At 73.4% G+C, this 11,751-nt stretch carries 9 protein-coding genes; 3 read left to right on the top strand and 6 right to left on the bottom strand.

Annotated features, from left to right (window positions below; genetic code table 11):
• Window positions 1–9 precede the first annotated feature (9 nt).
• From S1361_RS30445 to S1361_RS30435, 3 genes are all read right to left on the bottom strand, one after another.
• Window positions 10–1,137, bottom strand: a complete 1,128-nt coding sequence (locus S1361_RS30445; RefSeq protein ID WP_208035096.1) for an aminopeptidase P family protein — start codon at window positions 1,135–1,137, stop codon at window positions 10–12.
• A gap of 382 nt (window positions 1,138–1,519) precedes the next feature.
• Window positions 1,520–2,074: a PDZ domain-containing protein gene (locus S1361_RS30440; RefSeq protein ID WP_208035095.1), complete on the bottom strand. Its 555-nt coding sequence runs from the start codon at window positions 2,072–2,074 to the stop codon at window positions 1,520–1,522.
• A gap of 337 nt (window positions 2,075–2,411) precedes the next feature.
• Entirely contained in the window at window positions 2,412–3,278 is an 867-nt protein-coding gene (locus S1361_RS30435) for a LysR family transcriptional regulator (protein ID WP_208035094.1), read from the bottom strand.
• Window positions 3,279–3,371: 93 nt separating this feature from the next.
• On the opposite strand from S1361_RS30435, the gene S1361_RS30430 reads away from it, so the two are divergent.
• Entirely contained in the window at window positions 3,372–4,094 is a 723-nt protein-coding gene (locus S1361_RS30430; protein ID WP_208035093.1) for a CTP synthase C-terminal region-related (seleno)protein, read from the top strand.
• Between the two features lie 38 nt (window positions 4,095–4,132).
• On the opposite strand, the gene phsA is transcribed toward S1361_RS30430, so the two are convergent.
• Together phsA and cyc2 are read right to left on the bottom strand one after the other, a co-directional pair.
• Entirely contained in the window at window positions 4,133–6,043 is a 1,911-nt protein-coding gene (phsA, locus tag S1361_RS30425; RefSeq protein ID WP_208035092.1) for an O-aminophenol oxidase PhsA, read from the bottom strand.
• A gap of 114 nt (window positions 6,044–6,157) precedes the next feature.
• Complete coding sequence (gene cyc2, locus S1361_RS30420; RefSeq protein WP_208035091.1) at window positions 6,158–8,320, bottom strand: germacradienol/geosmin synthase Cyc2; 2,163 nt, start codon at window positions 8,318–8,320, stop codon at window positions 6,158–6,160.
• A gap of 152 nt (window positions 8,321–8,472) precedes the next feature.
• Between cyc2 and S1361_RS30415 the strand changes: the two genes are divergently transcribed.
• A complete protein-coding gene (locus tag S1361_RS30415; RefSeq protein WP_208035090.1) occupies window positions 8,473–9,291 on the top strand; it encodes an alpha/beta fold hydrolase in 819 nt (272 codons plus the stop codon).
• Window positions 9,288–10,553: a cytochrome P450 gene (locus S1361_RS30410; RefSeq protein ID WP_208035089.1), complete on the top strand. Its 1,266-nt coding sequence runs from the start codon at window positions 9,288–9,290 to the stop codon at window positions 10,551–10,553. The genes S1361_RS30415 and S1361_RS30410 overlap by 4 nt, the downstream gene beginning before the upstream one ends.
• Here the strand turns inward: S1361_RS30410 and S1361_RS30405 are convergent.
• Window positions 10,530–11,729, bottom strand: a complete 1,200-nt coding sequence (locus S1361_RS30405) for a damage-control phosphatase ARMT1 family protein (protein WP_208035088.1) — start codon at window positions 11,727–11,729, stop codon at window positions 10,530–10,532. The two genes, S1361_RS30410 and S1361_RS30405, sit on opposite strands and share 24 nt — an antisense overlap.
• Between the last annotated feature and the right edge of the window lie 22 nt (window positions 11,730–11,751).

Here is an 11,751-nt window from a genome sequence, read left to right as displayed (position 1 = left end):
TCGGGCCTCTCAGTCCACTATGACCATCTCACGGGTGGTGTTGTTGAGGCGGCGGCCGCCGTCCTCGGTCACGGTGACGATGTCCTCGATGCGCACCCCGAAGCGGCCGGGCAGGTAGATGCCGGGCTCCACCGAGAAACACATGCCGGGCACCAGCGGCTGCTCCTCGCCCTCGATCATGTACGGCGGCTCGTGCGTGGTGACGCCGATGCCGTGCCCGGTGCGGTGGATGAAGTACTCGCCGTACCCGGCGTCCGCGATCACCGCGCGGGCGGCGCGGTCGACCTCCTGGCAGGCCACGCCCGGTCCTACGGCCCGGAAACCGGCCTCCTGGGCGGCGCGCACGACGTCGTGGACCCGGCGCTCCTCCTCGGTCGGCTCGCCGACGTGGACCGTGCGGGTGGTGTCGGAGCCGTAGCCGTCCTTCAGGCCGCCGAAGTCGAGGACGACCATGTCGCCGGGCTGGATGACGCGGTCGCCGACCTCGTGGTGCGGGTTGGCGCCGTTCGGCCCGGAGCCGACGATGGTGAAGTCGACCTGGGAGTGGCCGAAGCGGCGCAGCAGGCCGGCGAGGTCGTGACCGACGTCGGACTCCCGGCGGCCCGCGAAGGGAACTTTCCGGATCTCCTCGAACGTTGCGTCGGCAGCCGCTCCGGCGGCTGCGAGGAGTTCCAGCTCGGCCGCGTCCTTCACCGCGCGGAGCATGGGCAGGGCGTCGGTGAGGGAGGCGTAGGAGGTGTCGGGGAGGGCCCGCTGGAGGCCCAGCAGATGCATCGCCCAGGTGTTGTCGCTGATGCCGAAGCGGCCGCGGTCGTCGAGGAGGCCGGCGGTGACGGCGTAGGGGTCCTTGCCGTCGGTCCAGTCGCGCAGGGTCAGCGCGGCGGCGCCGGCCGCGTGCTCGGCGTCCGGGGCCTCCAGGGTGGGCACGACCAGCACGGGGTCCCGGCCGGGGGCGAGGACCAGCACGGTGAGCCGTTCCGTGACCGCGGTGGGCGTGTAGCCGGTGAGCCACACCATGTCCGGACCCGGGGCCACGAGCAGCCCGGCGAGGCCGGCGTCGGCGGCGGCGCGCGCGGCACGCTCCATCCGGGCGCTGTAGTCGGCGGCGGTGAAGGGCGCGGGCGTGGTACCGGTCATCCGGGCCTCCGGGCACGGGTGAGGAAACGGGGCGACGGCGTCTCGGGCAGCATCCTGCCCGCCCGGACGGGGCGACGCGAGCCGGTCCCGGGGACCGGTGTCCCGCGGTCCGTGGAGAAGCGGCTCGGCATGGGCCCATGATGACCCGCGGGACGCACGGTGACCAGCGGGTTTCCCGGCGTGTACGGGACGGGCGCGAACCGCGCGGCGGCATCGGCCACGAACTGGGCCACGTCTGCAACCGGGACGTCACCGCCGGCACCGGGGCGGCCCGACGCCGGGACCACTGGCCCGCCGCTCCTCCCCCGGCACCCGGCCGCCCGGAGGCGGTCCCGTCCCGTCCGTCGGGGGGCGGCCCCGCACCGGCCGGATCGCGGCTCGGTCAGGTCACCACCGCGGGCGTCACCGTCAACTGCTGGTAGCCGCCGCTGCGGTGGCGCACGGTGAGGAGCAGCGCCTTCCCCGGGCCGGCCCGCCTGACGGCGCGGGCGAGGTCGGCGGCGCTGTCGATGCGGGCCGCGCCGAGTTGCAGCACGACGTCCCCGCGGACCAGGCCGGCCGCGTAGCCGGGGCCGGGCACGTGCACACCCACCACCAGCGCGCCCGCCTTCTCGGCGTCGACGGCCTCCACGCCCAGTGCCGGGCCGGGTGCGACGGCGGAGGTGGTCGTGGAGGTGGCCTCGGCCGACTGGGCGGGCGGCGGAGCCTTGCGCTGCGGTTCGGCCAGTCTGCTCATGCCGATCACCGTGGCGCCGACCGTGCCGATGCCGACGCCGGAGAGCACCAGCACGACACCGGCACACAGGCCGAACAGCACGGTCCGCCGCCGCCGTCCGCGCCGGGGCGCGGCATGCGGTCGGCGGGCGGCACCCGGGGTGCCGTCGTCCCGCCTGTCCTGACCTGGCATCGGCTTGGGCCGCAACGCAGTCTGTTCCATGGTTCGCTCGCCTCCGGCTGGTGCTCTACCCGGGGCGACGGTCCGCGACGAGACACGAACGAGTGAGAATGGCCGAAGGGTGGCGGAGGGTAGCCATGGCCGTCGAGGACACGCGCCTCCGGCTGAGGCTGCGGCGCACCGGCGGGCGACAGGCCCGACCGTCACGGCACCCGGCCCTGCTCCCCGTCGCCTTCGCAGCCGAGCCCGCGTCGGCACAGCCCGCCGGGGGAAGTTCACCCAGCGAGCCCGACCGGTGCACGCCCCTGGTCCGGTGGAGCCTCTGGCCCGGTGGGGCCCTGTTCCCGCGCGGGTTCGGCGTGCCGTAGCGCCTCCCCTGTCACCCGCCGCCCACCAGGCGCCGCACCAGTTCCGCCGCCGCTCCTCCGGGGCTGCCGCTGTGGAGGAGTTCCGTGCGGTGGACGAGGCGGGGGGCGGTGAGGGGGACGGCGGTCGCGCCGGGGAGGGCCGTGGCCGCCGAACGGGGCAGCAGGGTGAGGCCGTGTCCGGCGGCCGTGAGGGCGGTGAGGGTGCGGACGTCGGTGCCCTCGTAGCGCAGGGCGGCCCGGAAGGCGCCGCCGGCGGTAGCGGCGCGCAGGTGCGCGAGCGGGAGTGCCGCGTCGGGCGCGTCGAGCCAGCGGGCGTCACGCAGGTCGCCGAGGCGCAGGCCAGGGCGACCTGCGAGGGGGTGTCCGGCGGGCAGCAGGACGCTCACGGGTTCCTCGGCGATGCCGTACGTGGTCAGCGGTGCCACGTCGGGCAGCCGCAGCGGATCGCTCGGCGCGGCCAGCCCGTCGACGAGGCCCAGGTCCGCGGTGCCGGTGGCGACGGCGGCGGGGATCTCCGCGCGGGTGAGGACGCGCAGGGTGACGCCGGCCGGCGGGAGCGCGCCGAGGACGGCGGGGCCCAGGGCGGTCGCGGTGGCGACGAGGGTCAGACCCTGCTGAGGCGCGGCGGCCATGCGGACGACGTCGGCGCGGGCCGCGTCGAGCCGCAGCAGCAGCGGGCCCGCGTGCTCCAGCAGCCGCTCGCCCGCCGCGGTGGGCACGACCGGCCGGCGGGTCAGCAGTGGGGCGCCCAGGTCCTGTTCGAGGGCGGCGATGTGCTGGGAGACGGCGGACTGGGTGTAGCCCAGCTCGCGCGCGGCCTTCGAGAAGGAGGCGAGACGCGCCACGGTGACGTACGTGCGCAGCAGATGCGGGTCCATACGGCACAGCATCCCACTGCATCAGTAACGCTTATCGACCGTGCACCAACCATCGTTGGACGTGAACCACCCGTCGTCCGGAGGATGGTGGCCATGTCGAACACCGCCACCCTCGCCCTCGTCGGGGACCGCTCCCCGCACGTCGCCTCGCACACCCGCGTCCCGCTCCTGCTGGACGCGCTGGCCGCCCGCGACCGGTTGGTCCTGGACGCGTACTGGATCTCCTCGCAGGACGCCGAGGCCGAGGGCGCGGTGCGCGGCTTCGACGCCGTGTGGGTACTGCCGGGCAGTCCCTACCGCAGCGAGGCGGGTGTCCTCGCGGCGGTGCGCACCGCGCGCGAGGAGGGCATCCCGTTCCTGGGCACGTGCGGCGGCTTCCAGCACACGCTGCTGGAGTACGCCCGGAACGTGTGCGGTCTGACCGGCGTCGCGCACGCCGAGAACGACCCGGACGCCGCGGACCCGCTCATCGAGCCGCTGGCCTGCTCGCTGCTGGGTCACGAGGCAGCGGTGACGATCGACCCCGGCTCGCTGGCCGCGTCCGTGATCGGCTCGGCGCGCACGGTGGAGCGGTACTTCTGCGCCTACGGCCCCTCCCGCCACCTGGAGACGCTCCGCGCCCACGGACTGCGGTTCTCCGGCCACGACCAGGACGGCCAGGTCCGGATGGCCGAGCTGCCCGGCCATCCGTTCTTCCTGGCCTCGCTGTTCCAGCCCGAGCTGGCCGGTGACGGCTCGGACCCGCACCCGATGATCCGGGCACTGGCGCGAGCCGCGGTCGCGCACGCGGCGGCCCGGGCCGCCCTGCCGGTGTGACCCCCGCCCGTCCTCAGCCCATGTGACTCCGCCCGTCCTCAGCCCGTGTGCCCCTCGCCGTGGCCGCCGTGGGCCCCGCCGTGGTCGAACTTGAGGGCCTCGGGCGGCATGACGACGAAGGGCCGCATCATGCCCATGTCCTCGTGCTCCAGCAGGTGGCAGTGGTACATGAACCGGCCGTACGCCCCGTCGAAGCGGCCCATGACCCGCAGCATCTGGCTGCCCGGGACCCGGAAGACGTCCTTGTGGCCGCGCTCGTTGGGTGCGAGCGGGATCGTCGTCCCCGCGTCGTACCGGATCGGGGTTCGCGTGCCGCCGGCCGCCGGGTCGAAGCCGGAGACGTCGTAGGCGTCCCGGCCCATCAGCTGGAAGTCGGCCAGGTGGATGTGCATGGGGTGCACGATGGGCGCGAGGTTGAGGAAGCTCCACTGCTCGTGGCTGCCCTCGCCGATGGTGAAGCCGAGCCCGTCGTTGAACGTCCGTGCGGTGCGCCGGTACGTCTTCGTGGTGCCGTCGGGTCCGGTGATCTGGACGATGCCGTCGGCCGGGAGCCGGAGCCCGGCGGTGTCCTGGACCTCGGTCATCTCCCAGATCTCCGGGTGCCCGCCGGCGCCCCTGGTGGGGGGCGGGGTGAGCAGGATCAGGCGGTGGCCGTGCGGGACGTCGTGGGTGAGGCGGCGGAAGGAGCCGGAGAGCACCTCGGGCAGTTCGAAGGTGTCCTCCTCGCAGCTCTCCCCGACCCGGAACTCCAGCACGGCCGGGTAGGGCACGTTACCCGCCGGATCGGGCACGCCCGCCGGCTGGTTGGGCCCCTTGTTCACCAGGCGGAGGGTCCGTCCGGCCAGCCCGCGGAAGTCCACCAGCAGGTCGAAGCGCTCGGCCGGCGCGGCGGTCAGGGCGGGCAGCTCCGCGTCGAAGTCGACCGGCACCGGGCGCGGCAGCAGGCCGCCGTCGCTGCCGATCTGGTGGACGGCCCCCGTGACCGGCTCGCCGTCCTCGTCGATCAGGACGAGCTCGAAGATGCGCGCGTTGGAGGCGTTGACCAGCCGGAACCGGTACCAGGCCGGGTCGACGTCGGCATACGGCCAGATACGGCCGTTGACCGTGGTGTACGGGCCGGTGAACGGGATGGAGACCGGCTTGCCCGTCTCCGGGTTGCTCTCCTGGACGACCACCGTCTTGTGCAGGAGCCGGCCGTTGAGGCGGCCGTCCTCGTCGGTGTCGAGGTTGCGGTCGGCGATGAGGAGCGGGATCTCCCGCTCGCCGGAGGGCAGGCGGAGGGCGTCCTCCTCGTCGTCCCGGACGAGGTAGGTGCCGTACAGGCCCGACATCACGTTCCACCGGGTGATGTTCATCGCGTGGTCGTGGTACCACCACTGCACCGCCTGGTGGTCGTTCGGGTACTCCGACAGCTGGGCGTCGCCGGAGCCCACGGCGTTGTCCGCCCAGCCGTCGTTGCCGCCGCCGGTCTGTGCGCCGTGCAGGTGGGTCACCGACCAGGCGGGCAGGGCGGCGACGTCCTTGTTCGGTTCGACGCCCTCGCGGCCGGGCTCGGTGGTGGCCTGCGGACGGCCGTCGGTGCGCAGTGGCACCTCGACGGAGGTGACCGGGTACTCGCTGTCCTTGGGAATGCGGTTGGTCCAGGCGATGCGGACGCGCTGTCCGCGCCGCACCTCGATGGTCGGGCCCGGCACGTGTCCGTCGTAGCCCCACATCAGGGTCGGCGGCAGCTGCGGGTGCAGTTGCACCCAGGCCGGGCGCAGGGCGATCTCCGTCTCGCGCAGCACGTCGTCGCCGGCGGGCCGCAGGACCGGCGGCACGGTCAGCGGTGCGGCGTACGGCGTCAGTTCGTGCGCCTCGGGCGCCGTCTCGGGCGCCCCCTTCCTCTCCTTCTCCCCCGCGCCGGCTCCGGCGGTCTCTCCGGTGAGCCTCTCGATGGTCTCGGTCAAGGTCGAACACCCCCGCGTGTTCGTGGTTTGTTGTTCCCCTTACTCCACAAGACTCCCGAGGGCTCACCGAAGTTCCCTGAATGCCCGATTCCGCACGAGAAGATTCGGCGATCGTCAGCCGAACGCCAGGGCGGGCACGGCGGGAGCCCGGTCGGGCAGGAAGCCGTGGGCGCGGCGGCCGAGCCACTCGGCCTTGTAACGGTCGACGCTCCGGTGCCAGTTCAGGATGCCGGCCAGCCAGTTCTGCAGGTCGACCACATAGCCGTCCATGGCGGCCCGCGCCTCCTCGGACAGTCGGAAGTCGTCGTACAGGACCGGGAGTTCCTGCGCGATCACGTGCTCGAACTGCTGCATGCGCTGGGTCGTCAGATCGTGCACGACGGCGAGCGCGGCCGGGTAGTCCACGCCGAAGAAGTTCTGCACGACCAGGACGGCGTTGTGGATCTCGCCGTCGTACTCGATCTCCTTCTGGTACGAGAAGATGTCGTTCAGGAGGCACGCGTAGTCGATGGCGGAGTTCTCCAGCGAGCGCACCGGGCCGCTGCGGTACACCGCCGGCGGGACCGCGGGTCCGTGGCCCATGCGGCACAGGCTCAGGGTGAGGTCGGAGCCGAAGGTGGCGCGGCGCATCTCCAGGTAGTCGACCGGGTCGGGGACGCGGTTCTGGAGCTGGTTGGACAGCTCCCACACCCAGCTCTCGGTCATCGCGTCCACGGATGCCTTCAGGGTGCGGCGCTGGCCGGCGGTCATCGTGGCCGTGGTGCGCGCCCAGAGGTCGATCAGACCGCGTTCCATGGCGTTGCCGGGGACGACGGCCGGTTCGCCCTCGACCGGCATGCACTGCGACAGCCGGGCCGTGGTCAGCCGGGCGGCGGCCAGGTCCCCGCGGTGGCCGTACACGAGCGGGTAGTAGTCGTCGCCGTAGGTTCCCCAGGCGAGCCACTGCGCGCTCAGGTCGAGGGCCTCCGGCGTGGCGTCCGGGTCCAGGCCGGCGGAGCACAGCGCGAGGTCGTACGCGGCGAGCTTGTCCTCGTCCCAGACGCCCTCCCGGACGATGCCCATGTGACGGCACCAGTCGACGAGGTGGCCGCGGGTGTGGTCGAGGTGGGGGCTGAGCTGGAGCTGGAAGGGCATGTACAGGTCGGGGATGCGGGACGGGCCGACCTGCTGGTACGGCACGTGGGAGTAGGCGCGCAGGCGTTCCTGGGCGGCCGAGGCGAGGAGTGCGCCGATGTCGGCGGCGGAGGTTCCGGGACCGCTCTTCGGCTGCCAGGGCGAGTCGGACCGTGCGCCCTTGTTCATGTAGCGGCTGGAGCGCAGGTGCCATTCGTGGCCGCCGGACTGCCAGTCCTGGAGTCCCTTGGTGTAGGCGGCGACGGCGGCGGCCTCGCCGGGCGTGAGGCCCTTCTCCAGGGCGACGGCCGGGACTTCCGTCAGCGCGGTGTGCTCGAACTGGTGCAGCCGGGAGGTGAGCACGTCGTTGACGGTGTCGGCGGCCTCCTGTGTGGTGCAGCCGAAGAACTTCTCCAGGACGAGCACGCCGTTGCTGTTCTCCCCCTCGTCCTCGACCTCGCGCTGATAGGAGAACAGGTCGTTGCGCAGGTGGACGGCGTCGGAGAACGTCTCCATGAGGACGCGCAGCGGCCGGGTGCCGGCGACCGCGGCGGGCACCTCGGCGGTCGCGTACTCCACGAGCCCGGAGGACCAGGGGGCGCCGCCGACCTTGCGGCGCATCTCGATGTACTCGACCGGGTTGGCGATCCGCCCCTCGTTGATGTTGGACAGCTCCCACATCGACTCGTTGAGCAGATGCTCGGTGGCGACGGAGAAGCGGCGGCGCCAGTCCACGGACATCGACGGCACCGTCCGCGCCCACAGGTCCTTCAGCCCGGCCTCCACCGGATTCTCCGGTTCCGGCACGGGGGTGGCGAGGTCGAGCGGCATGAACAGCGGCAGGCGGTCCAGGTGCGCCTTTCCGGCGGCGCGGTCCTGGGTGCGCTTGTACATGTCGAGGAAGTGGTCGTCGAAGAAGAACACCCACACGTACCAGTCGGTGATCAGCGAGAGGGCGGGTCCGTCGCAGTCGGGGTGGGTGTAGGCGCACAGGAGGCCGTAGTCGTGCGCCTCCAGGTCGGCCTGTTCCCAGATTCCGGAGCCCTCCAGCATGCCCGTCTCCCGGGCCCACTGCGTCGAGTGGGCCCGGGCCTCCTCCAGGTGCGGGTTGAGCCGCGCGGGATACGGCATGTAGAAGCGCGGGAGTTCGAACGGCTGCGTCATGGCCGGGCACTACCCGGGGCCCCGGACCCCCATCCACCCCGGGGTACATGATCACACCATCGCGTGAACCGCCCGTGAAAGGGGGAACTCGGGCGGGGGGTTGTGGCGTTGGTGCCCTTGCCGTGCCCGCGCGCGGGCGCCACGGTAGGCGCATGACCTCCTTCGTGTTGCCCCATGAGGTGCACGGCGACGGCGCCCACAAGGTGTTCGCCGTGCACGGCTGGTTCGCCGACCGGTCCGCCTACGCGGCCGTCCTGCCGGACCTCGACCGCACGTCCTTCGGTTACGCGCTGGTCGACCTGCGCGGCTACGGCGAGGCCCGGGACGCCACGGGCGCGTACACGACGGCCGAGGCGGCCGTGGACCTGGTGGAGCTGGCGGACCGGCTCGGCTGGGAGCGGTTCTCGGTGATCGGGCACTCCATGGGCGGTGCGGTGGCGCAGCGGCTGCTCGCCGTGGCCCCGCACCGGGTGCGCCGGATCGCCGGGGTCTCGCCGGTGCCCGCCTCGGGCATGCCGCTGGCCGGGGAGCAGGCGGCGCTGTTCGCGGACGCGGCGCACCGGGCGGAGAACCGGCGCGCGATCATCGACGTCACCACCGGGGGCCGGCGGCCCGCCGCCTGGCTGGACCGGATGGTCGCCCGCTCGCTGGAGCGCAGCGACCCCAAGGCCTTCCGGGCCTGGCTGGACTCGTGGGCGGGCGAGGACTTCAGCGCCGACGTCGTGGGCAGCGAGGTGCCGGCGCTCGCCGTGGCCGGCGCGCTCGATCCGGCGCTGTCGCCGGAGGTCATGCGGCAGACCTGGATGAGCTGGTACCCGCGCGCGCGGCTCGCCGTGCTGGACGCCGCAGGCCACTACGCCATGGACGAGACCCCGCTGGAACTGATCCGTACCGTCGAGGACTTCCTGCGGGCGGACGCGGCGGACGCGCCCGACCCGGCAACCGGGGCGCGCGAGGACGAGCCGGCGTGAGCGTGCCCGCGGCGCCGCCGGTCCCGGACGTCTTCGATCCGCGCCGCTACGCCAGCGGGGTTCCCTACGACGCCTACCGGGTGCTGCGCGACCACCATCCGGTGGCCTGGCAGGAGGAGCCGGAGGTGCTGGGCTGGCCGGCCGGGCCCGGGTTCTGGGCTGTGACCCGGCACGCGGACGTGGTCCGTGTGCTGAGGGACGCGGGGACGTACTCCTCGTACGCCGGTGCGACCCAGATCCGGGACCCGGACCCGGAGGACCTGCCGTTCATCCGGCGGATGATGCTCAACCAGGATCCGCCGGGGCACGGGCGGCTGCGGCGGCTGGTGAGCCGTGCCTTCACGCCGGGGCGTGTGGACCGGTTCGCGGCGGTCGCCCGGGAGCGGGCACGGACGCTGCTGGCGGGCGCCCTGGAGGCGGCGCGGCAGGGCGACGGCACGGTCGATGTGGTGGCCGCCGTCACCGACGAGTACGCCCTGCTGAACCTGGCGGATCTGCTGGGCGTCCCGGAGAGCGACCGGCGGCTGCTGCTGCACTGGACGCAGCGGGTCATCGGCTACCAGGATCCGGACGAGGCCGGTCCGCCGGTGCTGGACGGCGCGGGCAGGCCGGTGAACCCGCGGTCACCGGCGATGTTGCGGGACATGTTCGCCTACGTGCGCCAGTTGGCCGTACACAAGAGACGGCACCCCGCCGACGACATCCTGACGACACTCGCGCACGATGCCGAACTCGCCGACGGTGAGCTGGAGATGTTCTTCTTCCTGCTCACCGTGGCCGGCAACGACACCGTGCGCAGCGCGGCCCCGGGCGGGCTGCTGGCCCTGGCCGGGCACCCGGAGGCGTACGAGCTGCTGCGTGCAGGGAAGGTCGGCGTGCCCTCCGCCGTGGACGAGCTGCTGCGCTGGCACCCGCCGGTGCTGACCTTCCGGCGGACGGCCGTACGGCACACCGGACTGGCGGGCCGCGACATCCGGGCGGGCGACAAGGTCGTCGTGTTCCACGCCTCGGCCAACCGGGACGAGCGCGTCTTCGCCGAGCCCGACCGGCTCGACCTCGCCCGCTCCCCCAATCCGCACGTCTCCTTCGGGGACGGCCCGCACGTGTGCCTCGGCGCCCACTTCGCCCGGTTGCAACTGCGGCTGCTCCACGAGGAGGCGCTGCGGGTCCTGCCCGGGCCGCCGCGGCTCGCCGGACCGGCCGGGCGGCTGGTGTCGAACTTCATCAACGGCATCAAGTCACTGCCGCTGCAGCTCACCTGACGGATCGACCTGGATCAGCGCGTGTGTGCCGCCGGTCCGCCAGCGCTGCCCCTCGGCCGCCACCAGTGCGGCCTCGGTCGCGGCCGTGAGTCCGGTGATCACATCGGACTTCAGGGTGCGCAGCGCGGCGACCGGGCCGGGGAAGTACGCGGTGGTCTCACGGAAGGGCGTGGTGGGCGGCCAGAGCCGGTCGCCCACCAGGCGGCGGTAGTTCAGGTCGCCCTTGACGACGGTCAGCGTGGCCGCCGCGAACTCGGCGCGCAGGTCGTCGGGCATCGCGGCGTAGGGCAGCGGTGCGCAGGAGAAGGGATGGGCGCGGACGGTGAGCCGGCCGTCGGCCATCGCCGACCAGAGCACCCGCCCGTACTCGGCGGCCGCGCCGGAGGCCGCGCGCAGCCGGTGCAGGGCGTCGACCACGTCGGCGGTGGTGGCGTCGGAGACGTAATACGGGTACGGCTTGACGTGCAGGACGGCCTGTGCGGCGCGGCCTTCGGTGAGGAGGTGGGCGATCAGCAGGAGATCGGGGACGAGTTCGCGGCCCGCGTTGTCCGCGACGAGCACGAGCGTGCCCGTCCCACCGGGCGGCAGCAGCGACCAGAGGGTCCCGCTGTCGTCCGCGACGAGCGCGGGGGCCGGTTCCCGGTCCTCGGCGCCCGCGGCGGAGAGCCGGAAGCCGAGGTCGGCGCGGTTGCCCCACAGCGAGCCGTGCAGCAGTGCGCGGGCCCGCTCCTCCTCCGGCAGCTCGCGCAGGCCGTCCAGGGCGGCGAGTTCCTCGTCGGTCTCCGGGGCGTCGAGTTCGGCGCGTTTGAAGGGGCGGAAGGGGTCGATGCCCTGCCAGGCGCCCGGGCCGAACCAGCCGACGGCGTCCAGCAGCCGGCGGTAGAAGTAGCTCTCGGACCACAGCCACGGCACGTCGTACCAGGACCGGCCGGCGTACTCGGCCAGGTCCCAGCCGTGCCACCGGTCACGGTCCGGGGCGTCGGCCGGGAGCGGCTCGATCGTCCCCTGGGTGCAGCTCTTCAGCAGCTCGTCGAGAGCCGCCTGCTGTCGGGGGCCGTACGGAAAGGCCTCCCGTACCTGCCGGATGATCGCCGGGTGCCGCTCGGCCAGCACGCTGTGCGGGAAGGAGCCGGGTTCGTTGCCGAGGATCACAGGTGCGAAGGGGGTGTCGGGCATGTCCGTCACGGTATCGCGGGCG

Origin of the sequence: Streptomyces cyanogenus (assembly GCF_017526105.1) — a bacterium.
In the GTDB taxonomy this organism is placed as follows: Bacteria; Actinomycetota; Actinomycetes; order Streptomycetales; family Streptomycetaceae; genus Streptomyces; species Streptomyces cyanogenus.
The sequence above is the reverse complement of the archived record's forward strand: the minus strand, read 5'-3'. Positions and strand labels throughout refer to the sequence as shown.

Coding starts and splice junctions, on each gene's coding strand:
- S1361_RS30445 (WP_208035096.1), bottom strand. CDS start 1,137: ATGACCGGTACCACGCCCGCGCCCTTCACCGCCGCCGACTACAGCGCC.
- S1361_RS30440 (WP_208035095.1), bottom strand. CDS start 2,074: ATGGAACAGACTGCGTTGCGGCCCAAGCCGATGCCAGGTCAGGACAGG.
- S1361_RS30435 (WP_208035094.1), bottom strand. CDS start 3,278: ATGGACCCGCATCTGCTGCGCACGTACGTCACCGTGGCGCGTCTCGCC.
- S1361_RS30430 (WP_208035093.1), top strand. CDS start 3,372: ATGTCGAACACCGCCACCCTCGCCCTCGTCGGGGACCGCTCCCCGCAC.
- cyc2 (WP_208035091.1), bottom strand. CDS start 8,320: ATGACGCAGCCGTTCGAACTCCCGCGCTTCTACATGCCGTATCCCGCG.
- S1361_RS30415 (WP_208035090.1), top strand. CDS start 8,473: ATGACCTCCTTCGTGTTGCCCCATGAGGTGCACGGCGACGGCGCCCAC.
- S1361_RS30405 (WP_208035088.1), bottom strand. CDS start 11,729: ATGCCCGACACCCCCTTCGCACCTGTGATCCTCGGCAACGAACCCGGC.